24 protein-coding genes and 1 pseudogene are annotated in these 23,325 nt (G+C 56.3%); all 25 read left to right on the top strand.

What is annotated here, in order from left to right:
* Positions 1–6 precede the first annotated feature (6 nt).
* The 25 genes and pseudogenes from flgL to flhA all read left to right on the top strand — a co-directional run bounded on the left by flgL (position 7) and on the right by flhA (position 23,305).
* Positions 7–1,200: a flagellar hook-associated protein FlgL gene (gene flgL, locus ABNS66_RS02710; protein ID WP_286837684.1), complete on the top strand. Its 1,194-nt coding sequence runs from the start codon at positions 7–9 to the stop codon at positions 1,198–1,200.
* Positions 1,201–1,443: 243 nt separating this feature from the next.
* Positions 1,444–2,949, top strand: a complete 1,506-nt coding sequence (locus ABNS66_RS02705) for a flagellin (protein ID WP_286694812.1) — start codon at positions 1,444–1,446, stop codon at positions 2,947–2,949.
* A gap of 127 nt (positions 2,950–3,076) precedes the next feature.
* The gene (locus ABNS66_RS02700) at positions 3,077–3,526 is read left to right on the top strand and encodes a flagellar protein FlaG (protein ID WP_286694813.1); all 450 of its coding nucleotides are present in this window, start codon (positions 3,077–3,079) and stop codon (positions 3,524–3,526) included.
* Between the two features lie 134 nt (positions 3,527–3,660).
* Complete coding sequence (fliD, locus tag ABNS66_RS02695; protein ID WP_286837687.1) at positions 3,661–5,058, top strand: flagellar filament capping protein FliD; 1,398 nt, start codon at positions 3,661–3,663, stop codon at positions 5,056–5,058.
* 106 nt (positions 5,059–5,164) lie between these two features.
* Positions 5,165–5,596: a flagellar export chaperone FliS gene (gene fliS, locus ABNS66_RS02690; protein ID WP_286694815.1), complete on the top strand. Its 432-nt coding sequence runs from the start codon at positions 5,165–5,167 to the stop codon at positions 5,594–5,596.
* A complete protein-coding gene (fliT, locus tag ABNS66_RS02685; protein ID WP_286837689.1) occupies positions 5,597–5,953 on the top strand; it encodes a flagellar protein FliT in 357 nt (118 codons plus the stop codon).
* 269 nt (positions 5,954–6,222) lie between these two features.
* Complete coding sequence (locus ABNS66_RS02680) at positions 6,223–7,281, top strand: sigma-54 dependent transcriptional regulator (protein ID WP_286694817.1); 1,059 nt, start codon at positions 6,223–6,225, stop codon at positions 7,279–7,281.
* Positions 7,282–7,612: 331 nt separating this feature from the next.
* Entirely contained in the window at positions 7,613–7,789 is a 177-nt protein-coding gene (locus ABNS66_RS02675; protein ID WP_204996968.1) for a hypothetical protein, read from the top strand.
* On the top strand, positions 7,786–8,736 hold the full coding sequence (locus tag ABNS66_RS02670) for a sigma-54 dependent transcriptional regulator (protein WP_348655198.1): 951 nt from the start codon (positions 7,786–7,788) through the stop codon (positions 8,734–8,736). The genes ABNS66_RS02675 and ABNS66_RS02670 overlap by 4 nt, the downstream gene beginning before the upstream one ends.
* A gap of 12 nt (positions 8,737–8,748) precedes the next feature.
* Positions 8,749–9,090, top strand: a complete 342-nt coding sequence (gene fliE / locus ABNS66_RS02665) for a flagellar hook-basal body complex protein FliE (RefSeq protein WP_027872879.1) — start codon at positions 8,749–8,751, stop codon at positions 9,088–9,090.
* A 36-nt stretch (positions 9,091–9,126) separates the two neighbouring features.
* Positions 9,127–10,752 carry a flagellar basal-body MS-ring/collar protein FliF gene (gene fliF / locus ABNS66_RS02660; RefSeq protein ID WP_286837692.1) on the top strand — a complete coding sequence of 542 codons (1,626 nt, stop codon included), beginning with the start codon at positions 9,127–9,129 and terminating at the stop codon, positions 10,750–10,752.
* Positions 10,745–11,773 carry a flagellar motor switch protein FliG gene (gene fliG, locus ABNS66_RS02655; RefSeq protein WP_286837694.1) on the top strand — a complete coding sequence of 343 codons (1,029 nt, stop codon included), beginning with the start codon at positions 10,745–10,747 and terminating at the stop codon, positions 11,771–11,773. The genes fliF and fliG overlap by 8 nt, the downstream gene beginning before the upstream one ends.
* Positions 11,774–11,797: 24 nt before the next feature.
* A complete protein-coding gene (locus ABNS66_RS02650) occupies positions 11,798–12,487 on the top strand; it encodes a FliH/SctL family protein (RefSeq protein WP_286837696.1) in 690 nt (229 codons plus the stop codon).
* Positions 12,468–13,865 (top strand): flagellar protein export ATPase FliI, encoded by a 1,398-nt coding sequence (gene fliI, locus ABNS66_RS02645; protein WP_286837697.1) that lies wholly within the window; start codon positions 12,468–12,470, stop codon positions 13,863–13,865. The genes ABNS66_RS02650 and fliI overlap by 20 nt, the downstream gene beginning before the upstream one ends.
* 31 nt (positions 13,866–13,896) lie before the next feature.
* The gene (fliJ, locus tag ABNS66_RS02640; protein WP_286837700.1) at positions 13,897–14,346 is read left to right on the top strand and encodes a flagellar export protein FliJ; all 450 of its coding nucleotides are present in this window, start codon (positions 13,897–13,899) and stop codon (positions 14,344–14,346) included.
* Positions 14,347–14,588: 242 nt separating this feature from the next.
* On the top strand, positions 14,589–15,779 hold the full coding sequence (locus ABNS66_RS02635; protein ID WP_286837702.1) for a flagellar hook-length control protein FliK: 1,191 nt from the start codon (positions 14,589–14,591) through the stop codon (positions 15,777–15,779).
* A gap of 344 nt (positions 15,780–16,123) precedes the next feature.
* A complete protein-coding gene (locus tag ABNS66_RS02630) occupies positions 16,124–16,576 on the top strand; it encodes a flagellar basal body-associated FliL family protein (protein WP_286837704.1) in 453 nt (150 codons plus the stop codon).
* 10 nt (positions 16,577–16,586) lie between these two features.
* A complete protein-coding gene (locus ABNS66_RS02625; RefSeq protein ID WP_286837705.1) occupies positions 16,587–17,540 on the top strand; it encodes a FliM/FliN family flagellar motor switch protein in 954 nt (317 codons plus the stop codon).
* Positions 17,541–17,555: 15 nt separating this feature from the next.
* A pseudogene (gene fliN / locus ABNS66_RS02620) lies at positions 17,556–17,819 on the top strand (flagellar motor switch protein FliN); the annotation flags it as partial.
* Positions 17,816–18,247: a flagellar biosynthetic protein FliO gene (gene fliO / locus ABNS66_RS02615; protein WP_286837706.1), complete on the top strand. Its 432-nt coding sequence runs from the start codon at positions 17,816–17,818 to the stop codon at positions 18,245–18,247. The pseudogene fliN and the gene fliO, both read left to right, overlap by 4 nt.
* Positions 18,237–18,983 (top strand): flagellar type III secretion system pore protein FliP, encoded by a 747-nt coding sequence (gene fliP, locus ABNS66_RS02610; protein WP_286837707.1) that lies wholly within the window; start codon positions 18,237–18,239, stop codon positions 18,981–18,983. Before fliO ends, fliP begins: the two co-directional genes overlap by 11 nt.
* Positions 18,984–18,990: 7 nt before the next feature.
* Positions 18,991–19,260 carry a flagellar biosynthesis protein FliQ gene (gene fliQ, locus ABNS66_RS02605; RefSeq protein WP_027872870.1) on the top strand — a complete coding sequence of 90 codons (270 nt, stop codon included), beginning with the start codon at positions 18,991–18,993 and terminating at the stop codon, positions 19,258–19,260.
* A gap of 7 nt (positions 19,261–19,267) precedes the next feature.
* On the top strand, positions 19,268–20,044 hold the full coding sequence (gene fliR / locus ABNS66_RS02600; protein ID WP_286837742.1) for a flagellar biosynthetic protein FliR: 777 nt from the start codon (positions 19,268–19,270) through the stop codon (positions 20,042–20,044).
* Position 20,045: 1 nt separating this feature from the next.
* Complete coding sequence (gene flhB / locus ABNS66_RS02595; RefSeq protein ID WP_286837709.1) at positions 20,046–21,170, top strand: flagellar biosynthesis protein FlhB; 1,125 nt, start codon at positions 20,046–20,048, stop codon at positions 21,168–21,170.
* A gap of 32 nt (positions 21,171–21,202) precedes the next feature.
* A complete protein-coding gene (flhA, locus tag ABNS66_RS02590) occupies positions 21,203–23,305 on the top strand; it encodes a flagellar biosynthesis protein FlhA (protein WP_204996982.1) in 2,103 nt (700 codons plus the stop codon).
* The last annotated feature ends 20 nt before the right edge of the window (positions 23,306–23,325 follow it).

Below are 23,325 nucleotides of genomic sequence, written 5' to 3'. Positions count from 1 at the left end.
AGTAGGGTGAGAATTTCCACAGCGCAAATTTATGCCGGCGGCTTGAGTGCGATGCTCGAACAGCAGAGCAAGCTGCTTGATACCCAAACCCAGCTCGCGACCGGGGAAAAACGCCTGTCGCCCGCCGACGACCCAGTGGGCGCCGTACGCAGCCTGGAACTCAGTCGCTCGCTGGACCGCAGCGAGCAGTTTCAGCGCAATGCAGTGATCCTGGACAACCGGCTGCGCATGGAAGAGTCCACCCTGGCGGAGAGCGTTGAAATTATGCAGCGGGTGCGCACCCTGGCCCTGCAGGCGAATAATGCCAGCCAGGATAATGAATCGCGTCAGGCGATCGCGCGGGAACTGGAACAACAAGTCGACAGTCTGTTGGCGCTGGCCAACACCCGCGACAGTGACGGCCGCTATATCTTCTCCGGCTATCAGCAGGACACCCAGGCGTTTAGCCGAGATGTAAACGGCTTTCGTTACAATGGCGATGACGGCCAGCGTTTACTCCAGGTTGGGGCGAACCGCCAGCTCGCAGATACCAGCCCGGGCTCGGAGCTATTCACCGGTATTGCTAATGGCAATGGCCGTTTTCAGGCTATTGCCGGGGCTTCGAATACCGGACAAGCGGTGATCGATGCGGGCGCTGTCAGCGATCAGCAGCTGTATAACGGCGATGCCATCGATATTGTTTTTATCGCGCCAGATCAATATGAGTTGCGTGACAGCTCCGCTGCGGTTATTGCAACGGCCAGCTATCGCAGTGGTGATAGTATCGATGTTGCGGGTATGACGGTGAGTATTCAGGGTGAGCCAGCAGCGGGAGACAGCTTCTCATTGCGTGCCAGTGAGGCCGAAGATGTGTTCTCAATGGTTGCCGATTTAGCGCGAACGCTTGCCGAGCCGCGCAGCGGCAGCGCAAGTCGCGCTCTGCAAACCTCATCGATAAACGGCGCCCTGGCGAACATTGACCAAGCCCTCGACCACCTTATCGCCAAGCAGGCGGACAGCGGTGCCAGAATGCAGGCGCTGGACCGGCAGCGCGAGGTGAATGAAAGCGTGAACCTGCAGGTTCAACAAAACCTGAGCGTGATTAATGACCTGGACTACGCCGAGGCGGTATCGCGGTTTGAGCAACAGCGCCTCGGTTTGCAGGCGGCTCAGCAAGCCTTTGCGAAAGTTCAGGGGTTGTCATTGTTTAACTACCTTTAAGGCCTAGCGCCCCCCAGTATTTTGGAAAATGCCAATGGCGGTAAAGCCCCGCCGTTGGCTGACTACGTAGCCCTACCTAGCTTCTCCTTCCTTTACTACGTAATTACCCGTAGAGAGCAAAAAAAACCATAAAGTTCGCCACGCCAGCGCCGTTATATAGGCTGAAAGCAACGCGCAGTCACTGCGGCTGGGCAAGATTAAAGACTAGCGTCTTTACCGAAATAAAGTGGAAGGAGAGTCATCATGGCCCTTAGCATCAATACAAATGTTGCCTCGTTGAACGCCCAGAGAAACCTGTCGCGCTCACAGGAATCACTCAGCACCTCATTGCAGCGCCTCTCGACTGGCCTGCGTATCAACAGCGCAAAAGATGATGCAGCCGGCCTGGCGATCAGCACGCGCTTCACTACACAGATCAACGGCCTGAACCAGGCAGTGCGTAACGCTAACGACGGTATCTCACTCGCGCAAACCGGTGAGGCCGCATTGGACGAGATCACCAACAACTTGCAGCGAATTCGTGAGCTGGCCGTTCAGGCTGCCAACTCAACTTACTCGTCTTCAGACCGCGCGGCACTGGACGCAGAAGTACAGCAGCGCTTGGCTGAGATCGACCGCATCGGTGGTCAAACCAGCTTTAACGGTCAGAAAATTCTCGACGGTAGCTTCGGCAACGCCAGCTTCCAGGTGGGTGCCAACGTCGGCGAAACCATTTCGGTGAGCCTCAACACTGGCGTACGCTCTAACCAGATCGGCCAAATCGCAACCAACACCAGCAATGCGCAAACACTGTTGGTAGATACTTCTGCGGCCTTGACCGAGGGTGGAACCAGCATTTCGATTGGCGGTGGTACGGCCATCTCCGTCGGCGCTAGCGAAGACCTTTCCTCAACCGGCGCAGGTCGTGAAGCCAACAGTGCTTACTCTAAAGTACAGGCGATCAACTCTGCTGGTATCACTGGTCTGACCGCGACAGCGTCTACATCGGTGGATTTGGACTTCACTACCATCACTGCTGCCGGTTCTGACTCGGGTTACGAGTTGAACATCAATGGCGTTAACATCTACGACGGTAGTGTGCCCACTGGCAACATCACCGGTACTAATGTTGCCGATGCCATCAACCTCCAGGCAGATGACACGGGCGTGCGCGCTAGCTTCACTGGCGGTGTGTTAACCCTGAGCGCTGACGATGGCCGTAATATCACCATCAATCAGAACACCACCGGCAACACCACACAGCAGGGTATTACCGATGCGACAGTGGTTGCCAACGACGGTGTGAACGACACCTACGCCGCAGTGGGTGATCTGACCAGCGTTATCAGCGGCAACGTCACTTTGTCTGCCTCTGAAGCGATTCAGGTAACGGGCGAAACTGAGCGCTTGGGCTTGAACGCGGCGGATGCCACTTTCGACATCGCGGTGGACTCAACAACCCTGAGCTCAGTGAGCGTGACCTCCGTCTCCAACTCTGAAGACACCATCCAGCGTGTGGATGCGGCACTGACCTCGGTAAGTGACCTGCGCAGCACCTTCGGTGCGGTACAGAACCGCTTTGAATCCACCATTACCAACCTGCAGACGATCTCTGAGAACCTGTCAGCGTCACGCGGCCGGATTCTGGATGCAGACTTCGCTGCTGAAACGGCTAACTTGACCAAGGCGCAGATCCTCCAGCAGGCCGGCACTGCGATTCTTGCTCAGGCAAACTCACTGCCCCAGGCAGCCCTGAGTCTGCTCCAGTAAGTCGCAAACCGCCCGCTCCAATGAGCGGGTAATTTGGCCCCGCACCGGGTGATGTATTTCGAATAAGGGCCGCAAGGCCCTTTACGTGCTTCGCAAAATCGGTGACGGGCTGAAAAGGTGAATGCATATGGATACCAGTCTGAATCTAGCAAGTGTTCGCAGTGTGGTTAGCCCCCTCGCTGACGGGGTGGCAAAGCGCCCAGACAGCGGCAGAGGCTTACCTGCTAACGGACAAAGTTTGCCGCCTTCGGCGGTGCCACGCGCGGTGACTTCGGCAAATCCGGATAGTAAAGAAGGCGAAGAGCTGAGCAGAATAGCGAAGGCACTCGTTGCAGAGTTTGACCCAGCAGAGCGTATCGAGCGCACCGAACAGGCCCTGGATAAGCTCAATGAGATCATGCGTGATCGCGAGCGAGACCTTGAGTTCTCTATCGATGAAGTAACCGGTAGAACCATTTTAAAGGTCATTCATGCAGAATCGGGTGAGGTGATTCGGCAGATTCCGCCGGAAGAGCTGTTAAATATCACGCGTACGTTTATTGAAGGTACTGGCAGTTTAATTAACGACGAGGCCTAGAACCTGGCTTATGGCGCGAAGCTTGCTTTGCTTCAGTAACGCGTCTCGGTGGTGTGGGGTATTGGCGCCGCCAAGGGCATAACAAACAGCGCAGCGTCGGTGCAAACCACCGGGGCCGCAAGGCAGGAGGTGACATGGCGTCGCTCACCGTATCCGGGGCAGGCTCCGGTTTAGATATCAACAGCATTGTCTCGCAATTGGTAGAGGCAGAGCGCGCGCCGCAAGCGAATCGCCTGGCGTCAAAGGAAGCGCGTATTCAGGCGCAACTGTCCGCCTTTGGCACACTGAAATCCTCCCTGGAAGCATTTCAAAGCAGCCTGACTAAGCTGCAGAATGTCGACACCTATAATCAGCGTTCCTCCTCACTCCCCTCGGATAGCCCCTTTAGCGTTTCCGTGGACGATACCGCTGCGGCCGGCAGCTATGAGGTAAGTGTCGAGCAACTTGCCACCAGAAATAAGATTGCCTCCGCCGCTTATGCCGACGCCCAGACTAGTGTCGGTACTGGCACGCTCAGCATCACCGTTAACGGCGAAAGCTTCAGTGTCGATGTTGAAAGCGGCAGTGACTCGCTAGAAGCCATTCGCGCGGCGATTAATGATGCCGAGGACAATGTTGGCGTATCGGCAAGTATTGTAAATGATGAAAATGGCGCACAGTTGGTGTTAACCAGTGACAACAGTGGCGTGGAAAATGCCATTGCGGTAAGCGTGACCACCGATCTTGCTGATACCGGTGACCTCAGCCAGTTGAGCTACGACCCCAATGCTGGTAGCAACCCAATGATTGAAAAGGTTGCCGCGCTGGATTCCATCATCGAGGTCGACGGGTTTACGCAAACCAGTTCAGACCTCACCGTTGCGGGCATGATTGAAGGGGTTACTTTCAACCTCAGCGAAGCGCGCCCCGGCGAAAAAATTACTGTAGATGTCAGCCTCGACACCAACGCGGTCAAACGTGCGGTAGAGGGCTTCGTTCAAGCGTATAACAATTTAAACACCACACTGAACGACCTCACCGCCTACGACCCGGAGGCGAATACCGCCGGTCTTTTGCAAGGTGATTCGACCACGCGGGAGATCGCCACGCGGCTGCGCAGTGAAATCGGCTTAAACGTTGGCAGTATCAGCGGCGATATCAACTCTCTAGCGCAAATTGGTATTACCACGGGTGATAACTCGCTGTTGGAGATTGACAGTGATGAGCTCGGCGACGTCATCAGTAGCAATTTTTCGGCTATTCAAAATCTTTTTGCCAACGACGACGGTTATGCAAATCGCTTAGATGACACTCTCGAGCGTTACACCCAGGGCGGCGGTATCTTGGATGTTCGCACTGAGGGCCTGAGTGGCCAAATTGAACGAATTAACGATCAGCGAGAAGCGCTTGATCGCCGTATTGCCTCGGTGGAGGAGCGCTACTTCAAACAGTTTACGGCGCTGGATAGCCTGCTGGGGCAATTGACCAGCACCGGAGACTTTTTAAACCAGCAGTTAGCGAACTTGCCGGGCAGCGTGAGAAAGGAAAGCTAGCATAGGTAGATTCCGAGGGCGGCTTTTAGCAAAACACCCTAAAGCGCCGTCCTGATATGCCGATAACCTGGGTAGATCATCGGCAAGCAAGGCAAGAGGATAAAAAATGAGCTATTCAGCAGGTCGGGTTAGTCAAGCTTATGCCAGTGTTGGCACACACAGCCAGGTTGAGGCGGCCAGCCCTCATCGGCTTATTCAGTTATTGATGGACGGCGCGTTAGACAGACTTGCGCTGGCACGGGGGCAAATACAGCGGGGAGAAATTTCGCTTAAGGCAAACAGCATTAGCCGAACCATGTCGATTATCGACGGCTTGCGTTTAAGTCTCGATCACAGCGTAGACAGTTCATTGAGCGAAAACCTCGAGGGGCTGTACGACTACATGAATCGTCGCCTGCTGTTAGCCAACGTCAAAAATGATACAGAGGCTTTAGATGAAGTCTCCGGTTTGCTCCGCGAGTTAAAAGAGGCCTGGGATGCGATTCCTGATCCTAGCCGCGAAAGCACAGCGTACTCAGCGGGCGAGGCGGTCGTATAAATGGCAGTGCCGGCAGACATTGGCGCCCTCCGCGCTGCGGAGCTGTTAAGCCCTCGTCAACAGCAGCTTCGCGAGCTACTGCTTATGACCGAAGAGATTGGTTCTCTGGCGGAGCAGGGAGAGTGGAACGAGGCCCTGTCTCGCCAGCGCGACCGGCGGCTGGCGATGGAGGCTTTTTTTGCGCAGGCCTGCAGCGCTGAGGAGTCCGAGCTGGTTGCGCAGGTGATACAGCATATTTTGACGATTGATGACCGCGTTTCCACCGCGCTTGCCAATAAACGCAATACGCTGAGCCATAAACAGCTCGAGCACCGACGGAAGGCCCAGAATGTGGGGCGCTACCTGTCCAATTGTTAGTGCCCTCTCACAACGCGTCTCTCGGCGGCCGTTAGCGGCCAGTGCCGAGAGCGCTCCTCTGGCCACTTTCACAAGTGGCACGCTCAGCGACTCCGTATTTCTACTAACCTAGAGCTATTACGTATTAACAGCTCCGCTGGTCTCTCGCATTATAGTGACCACGCGGGTGGCAAATCGACCTTACGTTCGTGCTCAATCCGCCACCATAAGTAGCGTTTTCGGAGACCCTCCGGCTACATCCACAATAACGAGTTCTAGTGAAGACGCTTATGGCATCACAAGCAGAACAATTCGGGGGTAGCGGGCCAGCACCGTCTCGCATTATGCGGGCGCTGGATATTCTGATTAAACAGGTCGCCGAGTTCGACACCTTAGTGTTGATTCGCGGTGAATCTGGCAGCGGTAAGGAAGTGGTTGCACGTAAGATCCACGAGTGTTCAGATCGTGCCGGTAAAGCATTTATTCCCGTGAACTGCGGCGCCATCCCCGCTGACCTGCTCGAAAGCGAACTTTTCGGCCATGAAAAGGGGGCTTTTACCGGCGCGGTAGCGAGTCGCCAGGGCCGTTTTGAAATGGCTGAGGGTGGCACCTTATTCCTTGATGAAATTGGCGATATGAGCTTGCCCATGCAGGTGAAGCTGCTTCGCGTTTTGCAGGAGCGCTGTTACGAACGTGTTGGCAGCAATGAAACGCGCAAGTGCAATGTACGCATTCTCGCTGCAACCCACCGCAATTTGGAGTCGATGGTCGACGAGGGCACCTTCCGTCAAGACTTGTTCTTCCGGCTCGATGTTTTTCCCATAGAAGTTCCCTCTTTGCGTCAGCATCCGGAAGACATTGAAATGCTGACCAGAAACTTCGCTGAGCGCTTGACTGAGCGCGGCATGAAACCGCCCAGTTTTTCAGCCAGTGCATTGCGAGCCTTGCAGCGTTATAACTGGCCTGGCAATGTGCGCGAATTAGAGAACCTAGTGGAGCGCTTGGCCATCACTCACGGCGGGAAGCGTTTAGGCGTTAATGACCTGCCTGCCAAGTACCGCTTTGAGCTGGTCGACGACGATCAGCCAGTCAACGAGCGCGAAGATCAAGACGTGCTGATGGAGCTATTGCTTCAGCGCGAAGACGACGATCCGCTCACCGCTAATGCTGGCGCAACGCTTCCTGAGGAAGGTATTGACCTGAAGCATCATCTTCAGGAATTGGAGCAGGCCTTCATTAACCAAGCTCTTGAGCGTGAGCAAGGCGTGATTACCCGTGCTGCGCAGTTGTTAGGATTGCAGCGCACCACGCTGGCAGAAAAAATGAAGAAAATGGGTATTAGCCAGTAGGCTATTTTTTCGACAGAGTGCCAATGTTTCCTCAATGACAGGTAGTCGCTTGCCACAGTCACGCTTGTCGCTTGATAACTCCCGCCATTAATTTCTTATCGCCCCTTCTTTACGTCAATGCTGCGGATAGCGGTATCGAAAGAATTTTCTAACGCCATGGGGTAGGCGCATTTATTTTACCTGCCACAAGCTTGTCGCTAGGCCTGTTTTTCGCCTGCCAAAATATTGTCAATTCAGTGTTTTGATTACCTAAGTTATTGAAAAATATAATTAAAATTTGTTGGTATGGCTATTGCACTATCCCCCCTGAGTTAAACGATAGGGCAGTAACATGGCAGAAATACTCACATTCGGTTCCTCGGCGTCTCCTGCGACAGAGTCCCTCGCGATAGAGGCCTGCATGCGCGAGTTCGCGTCAACGCGTGTATTCCTGGAGCATTGCCATGCGACCTTGCCCGGTGTTGTTGGTGCTCTGCATCGTCGCATCGATGGGGGGGAAGCGAAATGAAACAGTTAATCGCCAAAGACCCCGCATCAATTGCTGTTCGCGATCTTGCTACGCGCGTTGCCAGGACGGATGCCACGGTATTGATTTGTGGGCAGAGCGGCGTCGGCAAGGAAGTTTATGCCCGCTACATACATGCGCAATCGCGCCGTGCTGACGGCCCCTTTGTTGCGGTGAACTGCGCCGCGATTCCGGAAAACATGCTCGAGGCCATGCTGTTTGGTTATGAGAAGGGCGCGTTCACCGGGGCGATAAGCAGCCACGCGGGCAAGTTTGAGCAAGCCCAGGGCGGAACGCTGCTGCTGGATGAAATCTCTGAAATGGATATTGGCTTGCAGGCCAAGTTATTACGTGTGCTGCAGGAAAAGGAAATTGAGCGTCTTGGTAGCCGACGCAGTATGAACCTGGACGTGCGCGTCATCGCGACCACTAACAGGGATCTGCGTGAGGCCGTATTGGCCGGCGAGTTTCGCGAGGACCTCTTTTACCGCTTGAATGTTTTTCCCCTTTGCCTGCCCGCCCTGTGTGAGCGCCGGGAAGATATCTTGCCGCTGGCCGAACACTTTCTCGAGCGCGATGAGTCTATCGACAGTGCGCAGTCGGTGCTCACTCACGATGCCCGCGAAAAACTACTTAGCTACGTGTGGCCGGGCAATGTTCGCGAGCTCGACAACGTTATTCAGCGCGCGTTGATTTTGCGCCAAGACCACCGTATTAGCGAAAGAGATATCCAGTTTGAGCAGGGTATGCAGCTGTTTTCCACGGCGACAACTGGCAGCGCCAGCGCGCCGTTGGATGGTTTTATGCGAGATCAGGAACGCCAGAGAATTAGCGACGCCCTGCGCCAGGGCCGCTCAAAGAAAGAAGCGGCCGAAATTCTCGGTATTAGCCCGCGCACCTTGCGCTACAAATTAGCCAGGCTGCGCGAGCAGCAATGCCTGCAAGGTTAATGGAGAGTTGTCATGTCAGACGGAATGAAAGTTGACTCTATCCTCAACCAGATACGTGCGCTGCGCGAGCAAAGCGCGATGCCAGGTGCCGCCGATGTGCGGGACCCGGGGCGCATTGATGCGGCACCGAAGGTCGATTTTTCGCAGATGTTGCAGCAGTCGCTTCAGGGGATTAACCAAACTCAGGCGAACGCCAGCCAGTTGGCAACGGCGTTTGAGCGCGGCGACCCGAATGTCAGCATCACCGAGGTGATGGTGAATATGCAAAAGGCCCAAGTCTCGTTTAAGGCCGCGGTGGAAGTGCGAAATAAGGTCGTTGACGCCTATAAAGAAGTGATGAGGATGTCAATGTGACAACGAGCGTGCTGCGTGTAAGAAAGGGTTTGAGTCATGGCTGATTCGCAAAGCATTTCTGTTAACAGTGTGTTGCAAAGCGCCGCCAAAAACGACGTGCTGCGCCAGCTGCTGATTCTGGTCGGTATCGCCGCCAGTGTTGCGCTGGGTGTTGCTGCAGTGTTGTGGTCGCAAAGTGGTGACTATCGTGCGTTGTACTCCTCACTACCGCCGGAGCGCGCATCGTCAGTTGTTGATGCGCTGAATGTGGCGGGAATTCCTTATCGTATTCAGGATTCAACCGGCGCAATAATGGTTCCAGCGGAGCAAATTTATGATGCGAGAATCCGTCTTGCCGGACAAGGCCTTGGTAAAGACGGCAGCGGTATGGCCATGCTGGAAAAGGAGCAGGGCTTTGGCGTTAGCGAATTTATGCAGTCAAAAAAATACCACTACGCGCTGGAGCAGGAACTCGCCAGCACCATAGAAAGCCTGCAGCAGGTACGCAGGGCAAGGGTGCATTTGGCGATCCCCAAGCAATCGGTATTTGTGCGTGACCGCAAAGCGCCGAGCGCATCGATTATGTTGGATGTGTACCCCGGCAGCGAAGTCTCTAAGCGCAATGTCTCGGCCATTATCAATCTGGTGGCGAGCAGCATCGGTGGTTTGAATGCCGAGGATGTCACCGTGGTGGACCAGCTGGGGCAGCAGCTCAATGAAAGCCGCAGTGATGGTGATCAACTGGAACTGAGTGATAGGCAGTTCACCTATCGCCGCCGCATTGAGCAGGCGTACGAAGAGCGGATCGCCGATTTGATCCGGCCCATCGCCGGCTCCGGCCGCGTTAGGGTAACGGTGGCCGCGGATGTGGATTTCAGCAGTGAGCAGGAAAGCCGGGAAAGCTGGAACCCCGACCGACAGGTGGTGCGCAGTGAACAGATTAACGAACAGCTCAATGGCGGCGCCGCCCAGGGGCGCGGTGTGCCGGGTGCCCTGTCGAATCAACCACCGCCAGCGGGTGTTGACGGCGAGGGTGGTGAGCAGGCGAATGCTGACGCCGGTAATCGCTCGGTTATTCGCAACTACGAAATCGAGCGGGTGCTGGCGCATAGCAGTAACCCCAGCGGCAGCTTGAAGAAACTCTCGGTCGCGGTACTGGTGGACAATCACCGCCGCGTGAACGAGGCAGGGGAAGTCGTCGTGGAGCCCATGACCAACCCAGAGCTTGAGCGCATGACATTGTTGGTGAAAGACGCAGTGGGCTTCGAAGAACAGCGCGGCGATCGGGTGACGGTGATGGCGGCAGATTTTCGCGAAACCGTAACCTTCGACGAAGAGGCGACGGGTCCTGCGATCTGGGAGCAGCCCTGGTTTGCGAATTTGGTGCGGCAGGTGTTGGTTGGCGTTGCCTTGCTATTCATCGTGTTTGCGGTGCTGCGGCCCAGCGTGAAAACCTTGCTGCAACACAAGGCGCCTGCGCCGGTGGCGAGTGCGGACGAGCCGGGAATAAGCGGCGAGCTGCAACAGCAGCCAGTGGCCGCTCTTGGGGCGCCGAACGCGGGGGGCTACCCTCAAGGCATTAGCTTTGAGCAGCAGTTAGGCGATGTTCGTGGAATGGTTGAAGAAGATCCGCGCCGCGTGGCGCAGGTCGTTAACAGATGGGTGACTGAAGACAATGGCTAATGCAAACGCCAGTGGCGCGACGGCAGCGCCAGCAATTCCCGGCTGTGAAAAGGCTGCGTTGTTATTGCTAATGATGGGCGAGAACTACGCGGCCAAGGTGCTGCAACATATCTCGCCCGACGATGTCGAGCGTATCGGTTCGGCAATGGCAAATATCAAACGTGTTGATAACCAGCGAGCGGTGGAGGTTGTTAAGGACTTTCACGAGAGTGCAGCGTCTGAAAATTCGCTCGCGGTTGGCGTTCAGTCCTATGTCCGCAAGATGTTCACCAATGCCTTGGGTGAGCAAAAAGGCGGCAGTTTGGCCAAGCGCGTACTCGGCGACGAGGCTGGCAGTGAAATGGATGAACTGCGCTGGGTTGAGCCTGAAGCACTGATGCAAATGCTCAAAGACGAGCACCCGCAAATGATCGCCATTACCCTCGCTCATCTGGAGCAGGAGCAAGCAGGAAAAGTACTGGCGCAGTTTCCCGAGGCGGTGCAAAACGATGTGGTGTATCGCGTCGCGAATATGAAAACGATTCCCGATGCGGCGATGACCCAGCTGCAAAATGTATTGAAGAAAAAACTGTCAGTAACGGCCAAATTAAAGAGCCGGGATATCGACGGCGCGGCGGCAGCGGCGGGCATTATCAACGGCTTGGACAGCGACGCCGAGACACGCATTCTCGATAGTGTTGCAAAAAATAATCAGGAGCTGTCGACCAAGATTCAAGACCTGATGTTTGTCTTTAGCAACCTGATTAACATCAGTGACAAGGGCATGCAGCAGTTACTTCGTGAAGTGTCTTCTGACCTGCTGCCAATTGCCTTAAAAGGCGCCTCAGAAGAGGTGCGCGAAAAAATTCTGCGCAATATGTCCAAGCGCGCACGAGAGATGTTAGTCGACGATATGGAAGCGCGTGGGCCAATAAAAATCAGCGAGGTTGAGCAGGCGCAAAAAGAGATCCTCACGATTGCACGTAGCCTGGCCGATAGCGGCCAAATTGATTTGGGTCGCGGCGGTGATGACTACATTTAATCAGCGACAGGCTGAGGTGGAACGGTGACAGCGGGCTTCCAGCAATTTATTCCCAGAGACGTCGAGACGCCGGTGGCAGAGCCGGCAGTCGACCAGGCGACGCGACCAGCCAACAGTTGGCAGCTACCTGAAATGCGCGGTGGCGCCAGCAATCGTAGTCGGCCGGCCCCAGCGACTGACGCGCCAGCGGAGCTCGCCGATGAGGTCGTTGACGAGCTGGCCACGCTGCGTGAGCAAGCGCGACAGGAAGGCTTTGCCAAGGGTGAAGCCGAGGCGCGTACGCTGCTCGCTGAACAGAGCCAACAACTGCAGTTGGCAATGGCGGCGCTGCGCGAGGCGCAGGCCTGGCTAGAGGGCGAGGTGCAGAAAGAGGTCATATTGCTGGCCCAGGAGTTGGCACAGGCGCTGATTGTGAAAGAGATCGACGCTGATCCCGAGATTGTAACCCTGGCGGTAGAGCGCGCCGTTGCCATGCTGCCCTCGGCAGAGGGGCATATTCAGCTGCAACTGCACCCCGCGGATGCGCAGCTGCTCAGGGACCATGCGGCCGTTGCCGAGCCACTCGCAGCTGCTTGGGACATTAGCGAAGATGCTGATATTCGCCGCGGCGGCTGCGTGATCAAAAGCCGAACCTCGCAGGTGGATCAGCGCACCGACAAGCGCTTGCGGGCCTTGCTTGAACAGGTACTCATTGATGAATCTGGTCAAAACTAAAGCCGAAACACAGCACGCTCTGGTCTCGCAACTGCGTGGCTTGCGTGAGCGCTTACATCACATTGAAAACACCGAACCCGCGGCTGAGGGGCAGTTGCGGCGTATTGTTGGCACTTTGCTAGAGGCTGAAGGCTGCAAGGCCGCTATCGGTGCCTATTGCGAGGTGGAGACCCTCGACGGCCAGTGGCTGGAAACCGAAGTGGTTGGCTTTGCCAGCGATCATCTGTTGCTAATGCCCACCGGCGAACTCCGCGGGGTGATGCCCCATGCCCGGGTGAGGCCGATTCGTAAAAGCTCCAACATAGCCGTCGGTGATGGCCTGTTGGGCAGGGTGATCGACGGCGCTGGCGAACCGCTGGACGGTCGCGGCCCGCTGCGCTGCGAACAGCAGCGCCCGCTAAACTCTCCCCCGATCAATCCACTGGTCAGGCGCCCCATACACCAGCCCCTGGATGTCGGTGTGCGAGCGATAAACGCCATGCTTACCGTGGGGCAGGGGCAGCGACTGGGTCTGTTTGCCGGCAGTGGTGTGGGTAAGAGTGTGCTGCTGGGAATGATGACGCGTTATACCAATGCCGATGTAGTGGTGGTTGCCTTGATCGGTGAGCGTGGGCGCGAAGTGAAGGATTTTATCGACAATATTCTCGGCGGCGATGAAATGCGCAAAGCGGTGGTGATCGCGACACCTGCCGACCACCCGCCACTGATGCGTTTACGGGCAGCCTGGCTGGCCAGTGCGGTGGCCGAGCACTTTCGCGACCAGGGTAAGCAGGTGTTATTACTGATGGATTCGCTAACGCGCTTCGCGCAAGCTCAGAGGGAAATTGCGCTGGCGACCGGAGAGCCGCCGGCAACAAAGGGCTACCCACCGTCGGTGTTTGCTCGCTTACCTGCCCTGGTGGAACGGGCCGGCAATGGTCGGGAAGGTGGTGGTTCGATTACGGCGTTTTATACCGTGTTGGCAGAAGGGGATGATCAAAACGACCCCATTGTCGACTCCGCCAGGGCGATTTTGGATGGACACATTGTGCTGTCTCGAAGTCTGGCGGATGCGGGGCATTTTCCCGCGATTGACGTAGAGCGTTCCGTTAGTCGCGCAATGAACGACATCACCGACAAGGCTCATCAGTCGATGGTGCGTCAGCTGCGACAGCTGATTTCGCTTTACCAGCAAAATCGCGACCTGATTAGCATTGGTGCCTACCAGCGTGGTACCGACAGTCGAGTCGATCAAGCAATAGCACTGTGGCCACGCATACAGGCGTTTTTGCAGCAGGATTTTGATGAGTCGGAGGGCTTTGACCAATCCCTCGACAAACTCGCTGAAATTGTCACCTTCAATGATGACAGCAATTTGCAGGACACTATCATTCAGTAGTGCTCTGCGCCGGTAACCGGGGACGTTCGCTATGAGTCATGCAAAGAAGTCACAACGCCTCAAGCCCGTGCAGGAATTTGCCGAGCGCGAAGAGCAAGAAGTGGCGCAGCGCTATGCCGCGGTTCAACAGCAACATCAGCAACAGCGAGATAAATTGACCGAGCTGCAGCAGTATTACGATGATTACCGTCGCGCGACGGAGAGTCGTCACTGTGACCTTAAGCATCTCCAGGAAAGCCGCTTGTTTCTCTCCCGCCTGGCGCAGGCTATTCGTCAGCAGAGCGATACAGTGGCGCGCTGCGCCGCACAGCTCGACGACATACGCCAACAGTGGATGACCGCGCGCCAACATAGTATGAGCATGGAGCAGCTGCTGGAGCGTTATAAGCGCGTCGAGCGTCGAGAACAGGATGCCCGCGAGCAGCGAGAGAGTGATGAGCTGTCATCGCAACGCTTCGTGTGGCGCCAGCGTCACGCCTAATCTGAACGGGCCAGTCAGCCTTACTATTATTCCCCTCTATCCTACCCCTTGCTCGGGCTTTGATACTCACGCGAGCCAATCACTTTGCGGAGCCATTGTGCGCGGTATGCCGAAAGTCCGCATTGGCACATCAATTGCTGTAATCCACTCAGTGACGATAACTTGGCAGCCGCCATTATCGCTGTGTCGACGCCATGCGGGACGTTTCCGCGCAGGGCTATCGGACAAAATGGGATGAAAATATGAATACTGTACAGGCCATTTTTGCATCACTTACCCCATCTGCTGCGGGAACATCGCCGGACCTGGAGGGCCTGCCTCTGAGCGACGGCGACGCCTCGCCGCTAGCGGCTTTCAGCGATTTACTAGCCGCGCAACAAACGCCTGACGCGCCGGTTGAGGGGATTAGTTTCGACCATTTGTCCGCTCAGGCGCTGGCGCGATTGGCGGGTGACGAGGCCGAGCTGCCGAGCCCTCAGGATGAATTAGTTCAGTCGTCTGATTTACTGAAGGCCGATGGTGGCGAGGGCGGCCAGCCCTTGCCGCTAATCGGTCAACCATTGCCGCAAAGCAGTACTGTGCTGCCGCCGCAGTTATCCTCTTTTGGCGCGGTGGCTGAAGCAATTCGCAGCCAGCGTCCTGTTGCGCAGAACATAGAGGCGCAAGTGGTCGATGCAGCAAGTATCTCGCCCAGTACGCCGGTTAGTCCATCGCCCGGTGCATTGCAGACCAAGCCGCAAATACACAGTGTTGCCATAGCTGCGGACCCGGCTGCTCAACATGCTGCAGCGTCAATGGCGTCGGCGCCCATAGTGAATGCGCCAGTGACGCCGCGCATCGCCAGCGCGCCACCGGCCATTGAGGTAGCGAGTGTCGATGCGGGTGCCGACAGCCTGGAGTTTGCGGATCTGACACGGCAGTTAACTATCCGACCAGCGCCGCCAGCTGATCGGGCAGCTGTTCAGTTCACCATTAGTCAAAACCCCATTGACGACCCCGCGTGGAGCCAAGCGGTGGCATCGCGCATACAGTGGATGGGCAGTACCGGAACGCAAACCGCACAACTGCAGCTGAACCCGGAAGAGCTGGGAGGCATCCACGTACAGTTGAGTATGCAGGGCGACAAGGCGTCGGTGCAGTTCCAAGCCCAGCACAGCGAAACCAGCGAGTTGATCGAACGTTTGATGCCGCGGTTAAGCCAGGCAATGGAGCAACAGGGCATGCGCCTGGAAGAGGTCAAGGTGAGTCACCAATCCGCCTGGGCCGACGCACAGCAACAGCAGCAAAGTCAGCAGTTTTCTGACCGCGCTCAGCGCGGCGTGGTGCATTTCTCCGGTGATGCGGAGCCCGCTAGTGAGCCAGAGGCCAGCCGAGAAGACAGCGCGCCTAAAGGGTCTTCAAGAGGGGATTCGGCGGTAGATGACTATGCATAACTAACCCCAGCATAGCTAATACCGGTATAGCTAACCCCGGTATAGTTAATTCCGACTTAGCTCACCCCGGCGTAGTGAATGCTAGCGCTGGCAAATCTTCTCGCGCCTGTCGCCACCACTGAGGTTTAGACAGGCGCCGATCTGTTTGAACGTCTTCTCTTCACTTGCCGCCAATGGGCGGCCGCTGGCCTGCCAAATTCTTGGCGCGAGGGCCTGAAGTTAGCTTAACCTTATGAAATAAAAGCAAAAAAATATCTGGCATAGCCTTTGCAATTTTCTCTCTACGCGACATGTATTCGTTGGTTTTTTGGCACCTCACCGGTGAGAGAGAAGGGCAAAACGCAATGTTTAAAAACAAATTCGTATTGATTGGCTTGGTCGTTGTGCTGCTGGCGGCAACCGCAGGGGGAACGTGGTTTGTGATGCGCGGCAGTAATGAACCTGCTGCAGAGGCAGAAGCTGCCGTACCGGCCGTGAAGGCGCCGATCATTCACAGCCTGTCACCTTCATTTGTGGTCAATCTCTTTAATGAGCGGTCTACGCGCTTCTTGCAGGTAGACGTTGAGGTTATGAGCCGCGATGAAGAAGTGATCTCAAAACTTGAAGACTACGAAGTTCGCATTCGCCACGAACTCATCATGATGTTCAGCAGTTTGACGAAGGAAATGATTAACAGCCTCGAAGGCCGCAAGGAAATACAGGCCATGACAGTGGCGACCATCAACAGTGTGCTCGAAGCGGAAACCGGCAAGGGCGGCATTGAAGATGTGTATTTCACCAAATTTGTGATGCAGTGAGGGCGCTGCCATGAGCGGTGTACTGGACCCCGAAGAACTCGAAGCGCTGATGGATGAAGAGCCAAAGGCGAACGACGACGGCAAATACAACCTCGCGCGACAGGATTACGCCGTTCAGCGTCTGATCCCCACCTTGTCGCTCATTCAATCCCAATTTGGCAACGCGGCGGTTGAGCGTGTGCGAGAGTTTGTTAGCAGCGTTGAGAGCATTCGCACCGATCGCATTACGGTGATGAAATTCGACGAGCTGCAAAACACGCTACCCGCGCCCTGCAGCATTTCCTTGATCTCGGGTATGCCGCTGAGCAGCGACTTGTTGATTGCCTTTGAATCGGAGCTGGTCTTTAACCTGGTGGATCGCTATTTCGGCGGTCATGGCGGCGAAGCCGATGCCGCGCGGGAGCAGTTTTCCACATCCGAAATCAGCTTTATGGAAATTCTGGTCGGCGCATTGCTACCGGATATCGCGGTGGCGTGGAAGTCGGTGATGAAGTCTGCCCCCGCTGTGTCCAGCCAGTGTACCGACCCGCGCTTACTCGAAGGCTTTAACGAAGCGGACTCACTGGTCGCGACACGATTCGAGGTTTCCATTGGCGAATTTACCGGCGGGCTGTGGTCGGTAGTGCCCTGGAGCGCCATTGATGCCGTACGCGACAGCCTGGCAGACAGCGGCGCATCCACAGGCAAGAAGCCCGCCAGTGAAGAGTGGCGCAGCCGTCTTTCGCAGCGGGTGGAGGAAGCGCCGGTTGAGCTGGTTGCCCAGCTTCCCAAAACGCAGTTGAGCCTCCAGCGTGTTGCAAACCTTAAGAAAGGCGATGTGATCCCGCTGGTCAGTGCCGAGGATGTGCTGCTCTGCGTGGCCGGGCAGGCGCTATTGAAAGGGCATTTTGGCAGTCACCAAGGTCAACTGGCCGTGCAGATCACAGGTTCTGCCAGCGCCAAGAAACCGATGCAGGAAGGGTAGGAAAGGACTATGGCAAACGATTTGAATTTGGACAAAATCCTCGACGTCAATGTGGATGTATCGGTGGAAGTCGGCCGGACGCGCATGAGCATTCGGGATATCAAAGCGCTCAATCAAGGCGCGATTATCGAACTGGATCGGGCTGCCGGCACCCCCTTGGACGTGCTGGTAAATGGCACCTTGGTGGCGCGTGGTGAGATCGTCGTCGTCAAAGAGAAATTTGGCATCATGCTGACTGAGGTGCTCGGGCAGGATGATGAGGAGGAGGCTGCGTCATGATCCGCGCCCTCCTGCTTCCCGTCGCGCTCGCAACGCCGGTTTGGGCTGAGGAGACCCAGGCGCCTGCCGCGGTAAATTTGCCCATCGCCGGCGGTGAAGATGTGATTGGGTTGCTGGGCAGCCTGATGCTGATGGCGGCCCTGCTAATAGCGGGGATGTGGTTTTTGCGCCGTTTGCGCGCCGCACAGGCGCCCAAGTTAAGTGGTATTGCTGTGGTGTCGCAAATCCCCCTTGGCGTAAAGGAAAAGCTGTTGGTTGTGCAGGTGGGCGATCAGAGTTTGCTGGTGGGGTGTACGCCCTCGTCAATGCAAACCTTACACAGCTGGCCGACGGCGGAGCTGCCGGAAGCGGAGAAAAGCAAGGACTTCGCCGCGCTGCTCAAAGAAAAAGCGGGCCATCTTCGCGAGGGTTTCAGCCATGCGCCTTAAGCCCCTGTTACTCCTCCTTGCTCTGACAATCCCCTCGCTGGCCTTGGCGTCAGACCCCCTGTCTCTGTCGGCGGTGAATAGCACGCCCAATGCGGCAGGCGGGCAGGAGTACAGCGTGTCGCTGCAGTTGCTGGCGATAATGACGGCGCTGACCATGCTGCCGGCGCTATTGCTGGGAATGACGGCCTTTACTCGCATCATGATCGTGTTGTCGATTTTGCGTCAGGCGCTGGGCACCGGGCAAACGCCGTCTAATCAAGTGCTGTTAAGTCTCGCGCTGTTTCTTACCCTGTTCATCATGTATCCGGTGGGCGAAGTTGCCTATACCCAGGCGATCGGCCCCTACATCGCCGAAGAAATGCCGTTTCAGGAAGCGGTCACAAAGGGCTTTGCGCCATTTCGCGAATTCATGCTAAGCCAGACTCGCGAAGATGACATCGCACGCTTTGCAGCGATTGCCGGCCACGAGGCGTATCAACAGCCCGAGGACGTGCCCTTCACGGTGTTGATGGCGGCGTTTTTAACCAGCGAGCTAAAAACGGCGTTTCAAATTGGCTTCCTGGTGTTCATTCCCTTCGTTGTTATCGACTTAGTTGTCGCCAGCGTGCTGATGTCGATGGGGATGATGATGTTGTCGCCGATGATGATTTCGCTGCCTTTCAAAATCATGTTGTTTGTCCTGGTCGATGGTTGGAGCCTGATTATGGGTTCGCTCGCAGCCAGTTTCTTCCGGTGAGGTGCCTATGAATCCCGATACGGTTATTGAATTGGGTCGCCAGAGCATGAATATCACCGTGCTGTTGGCGGCGCCATTGTTGCTGGCAGCCCTGGCGGCCGGCCTGTTGATCGGTATGTTTCAGGCGGCGACACAAATTCAGGATATGACCCTGAGTTTTATCCCGAAGCTGGTGGTGCTGGTGGCGGTGTTGGGGATAACCGGCCCGTGGATGCTGCGGCACTTGCTCGATTACACCCGCCAGCTGTTTGAAATGATCCCGGTCTTAGTGGGATGAACGCGTGATGATTGCGGTCAATGAGGCGCAAATACTTTCGTGGATGGCCAGCCTGTGGCTGCCATTCGCGCGGGTGAGTGGCGTTATGCTCACCGCGCCGCTGTTTAGCGCTTCCTACATCCCCAATCGCGCCAAGGCACTGTTCTGCGTGGTGCTATGCATGTTGCTGCTGCCGGTATTACCGCCGATGCCAGCGATTAATATTCTCAGTATTGAAGGCATGCTGATACTGAGCAACGAGTTGCTGATTGGCCTGTGCATTGGCTTTATTGTGCAGTTGGTTTTCGACGGCATTATTTTGGCCGGGCAATTGATCGCCAACGGCATGGGCCTGGGTTTTGCGATGATGGTCGACCCGCAACGCGGAATCCAGGTGCCGGTGCTCTCCCAGTATTTGCTGATTATCTGCATGCTGCTGTTTGTTGCGCTGGAAGGTCACTTGGACCTGATCAGCTTGTTGGCACGCAGCTTTGAAATCTGGCCCGCAGGCGGTCGCCTGGTCTCGCCGGAGTCGCTAAGCGTTGTCTACCAGTGGGGCAGCGAGTTGTTTTCGGCGGCGGTGCGCGTGTCTATCCCTGCGGTTATTGCCCTGCTGGTTGTCCAGGTTGCCGTCGGCGTGATCAGCCGTGCAGCGCCGACCCTCAACTTGTTTGCCGTGGGTTTCCCGTTGGCCATGCTCATGGGCTATCTGATTGTCGATCAATTAATCCCGAATTTACTTCCGGTTCTCAGCCAGTTGCTCGATCGCGCGCTGGCCCAGCTGTCACTGTTTATAGGGGGCTGACATGGCAGAGAATCAGGACGGACAAGAACGCACAGAAGAGGCCTCCGCCAAGAAACTGGCCGATGCCCGCAAAAAAGGCCAGGTTGCCCGCTCCAAGGAATTAGCCACGATGATGGTCACCATGGCCGGTGCGCTCATGCTGATTGCCACAGGTGGGCAACTGGCGCAGTCCATGCAGGGCATTATGCGAGGTAGCTTCTCACCGTCGTTTTTGCTCAGCCCCACGGAAAGCCTTCCCAGCCAACTGTACGGGTTGTTGGTGCATGGGCTGCTGTCGATCTGGCCGTTGATGTTGGTGACCCTGTTGGCGGCCATTATCGCCAATGTGGTGCTGGGCGGCTGGACCTTTAACCTGAGTTTCAAGTTCGATCGCCTCGACCCGATCAAGGGGCTGGGCAAGCTGTTTTCCGTGCGCAGCCTGGGCGAGTTGGTGAAGTCCATTGCCAAAATGGCCTTTATCGGTCTGGCCGCCTTCTTAGTGCTGCAATTCATGGCCGAGGATATTCTCGGCCTGGGTTTGCAAGACCCTCGGCAGAGTATTGCTAACAGTGCGGCCTTGCTGGACTGGTTCTTTCTTATTGTCAGTTTGCCCCTGGTGGTTATCGCCGCGATCGATGTGCCCTGGCAGCTATGGAATTACAAGAAGGAACTGCGCATGACGCGCCAGGAAGTTCGCGATGAGCACAAAGAGTCAGATGGCCGCCCGGAAGTGAAAGCCAAGCTGCGGGAGATGCAGCAGGCCGCCGCGCGTCAGCGCATGATGGAGAAGGTGCCAACGGCCGACGTGGTCATTACCAACCCAACCCACTTCGCTGTGGCGCTGCGCTATGACGAAGCCCGCTCGTCTGCGCCAGTGTTGGTGGCCAAAGGCGCCGATCAGGTCGCCGCGCGAATTCGCGAACTGGCCAAGGACAATGCGGTAACCATCGTGGAATCACCGCGATTAGCCCGGGCGGTATTCGCCAGTACAGAGCTGGATGCAGAAATTCCTGCCGGGCTGTACTTGGCGGTCGCGCAAATATTGACCTACGTCTATCAACTGCGCAGCTGGCAGACCATGGGTGGTGAATACCCTGTGGCGCCCGAGCCTGAAATAGATGATGTGTATTTAAAGGATCTGCTCTAGGGCAGTGATCAACCGATAATCGAGAGTATGTGATGGCGACTCAACAACTGACCATGCCCAACTGGGCACAGGGCATCGCAAGTAGCGGAATCGGCGTGTTGGCACTGATGATGGCCTGCTTGGCCATGTTGGTCATCCCTATGCCGCCGTTCCTGCTGGACTTGCTGTTTACCTTCAATATCGCCTTGTCTCTGGTGATTATTCTGGCGGTCATTTACATCGAGCGGCCGATTGATTTCTCGGTTTTCCCAACGGTGTTGCTGTTGGCAACGCTGCTGAGACTGGCCCTCAATGTGGCATCTACCCGTGTGGTATTGCTCGAGGGGCACACTGGACCCGGGGCCGCTGGCAAAGTGATTGAGTCCTTTGGCGAGTTCGTTATCGGCGGCAATTACGTGGTCGGGATGGTGGTATTTATCATTCTGGTGGTGATCAACTTCGTCGTCGTGACCAAGGGTGCCGGCCGGGTGTCTGAAGTGACGGCGCGCTTTACCCTTGATGCCATGCCGGGAAAACAAATGGCCATCGATTCCGATTTGAATGCCGGTATTCTCAGTCAAGAAGAGGCCAGCATTCGCCGCGAGGAAGTGCGAACGGAAGCTGACTTCTACGGCTCCATGGACGGTGCCAGTAAGTTCGTTCGCGGCGATGCGGTCGCCGGGATCCTGATTCTATTTATTAACGTGATCGGCGGTTTGGGGGTGGGCGTTGGCCAGCACGACCTGAGCTTCTCCCAGGCGATGCATAACTACACCCTGCTGACCATCGGTGACGGCCTCGTCGCGCAGTTGCCCTCGCTGCTGCTGTCGACCGCTGTTGCGATCATCGTGACGCGTATTTCCCGGCCGCAAAATATGGGTGAGCAAGTCGTCGGGCAAATGGCGGCCAAGCCCGAAGTGCTCTACCTGTCTGCGGCGGTGCTGGGCATGATCGGCATCATTCCCGGCATGCCTAATGTGGTGTTTTTGCTGCTGGCCGGTACCTGCGGCGGCGCAGGCTGGTTAATTGCCCAGCGCGCCAAAAAACCGGCGGTGGTGGAGGAGCTTCCCGATACTGAACCTGCGCCTGAGGCACAGGAGCCCAGCGAGCTAAACTGGGATGAGGTCACGCAGATGGATGTGGTGAGCCTGGAAGTGGGCTATCGCCTTATTCCTCTGGTTGACCGAAACCAAGGCGGTGAGCTGATCACCCGCATTACCGGGGTGCGCAAAAAGCTATCCAAGGACCTGGGTTTCTTGGTTCAGCCGGTTCACATTCGCGACAACCTGGAGCTTTCACCGGGCAGCTACCGCGTGCAATTGCTCGGTGACAGTGTTGCCCAGGGCGAAATACAAGTGGGCAAGGAATTGGCAATAAACCCCGGTGGTGCTCAGCCCGGATTAACCGGCATGCCAACCAAAGACCCCGCCTTCGGTATGGATGCAATATGGATTGACCCCAGCCAGCGCGATCAGGCGCAGACTCTCGGCTACACCGTTGTCGACCCCTGCACCGTGGTGGCGACCCACCTCAGCCAGGTGGTGAAGCAACACGCTCACGAGCTACTGGGGCACGAGGAAGTTCAGCAACTGCTTGATCGCCTGGCGAGCAGCGATCCTAAATTGGTTGAATCGCTGGTTCCCCAGCAACTGCCACTCAGCGTGGTTGTGAAGGTGTTGCAAAACCTCCTGAAAGAGAACGTATCGATTCGCAGTATTCGCCTGATCGCCGAATCTTTGGCGGAGCAAGCGCCGCGTAGCAAAAATCCTGACGAATTATTGGAGGGGGTTCGGGTCTCGCTTGGGCGGATGATTGTCCAGGAAATCAATGGCTTAGAGGAAGAATTGCCCGTTGTGGCGCTGGACGCAGATCTGGAACAGATGTTGCAGGATATGGTGAGAGGTGGCGCTGGCGCCATTGGTTTGGAACCCGGCATTGCCGAGCGGATTCAACGCGAGTTGGCGGAATTCAGCAATCGTCAGGAACTGGCCGGTCAGCCCTCGGTGGTATTGGTATCACCCTCGATTCGGGCATGGTTGTCGCGCTTTACGCGACGCAGTGTACCGGCACTTCACGTGCTGTCGTACAACGAGGTGCCAGACAGTAAAGAGGTTCACCTGCTATCGACGATCGGACAGCAGGCGCGACTGACCTAAAAGGTGTTAGCTCAGCGGGA

The organism is uncultured Spongiibacter sp. (assembly GCF_964011655.1).
GTDB lineage: Bacteria > Pseudomonadota > Gammaproteobacteria > Pseudomonadales > Spongiibacteraceae > Spongiibacter > Spongiibacter marinus.
This window is presented reverse-complemented; position numbering and strand designations above follow the sequence as displayed.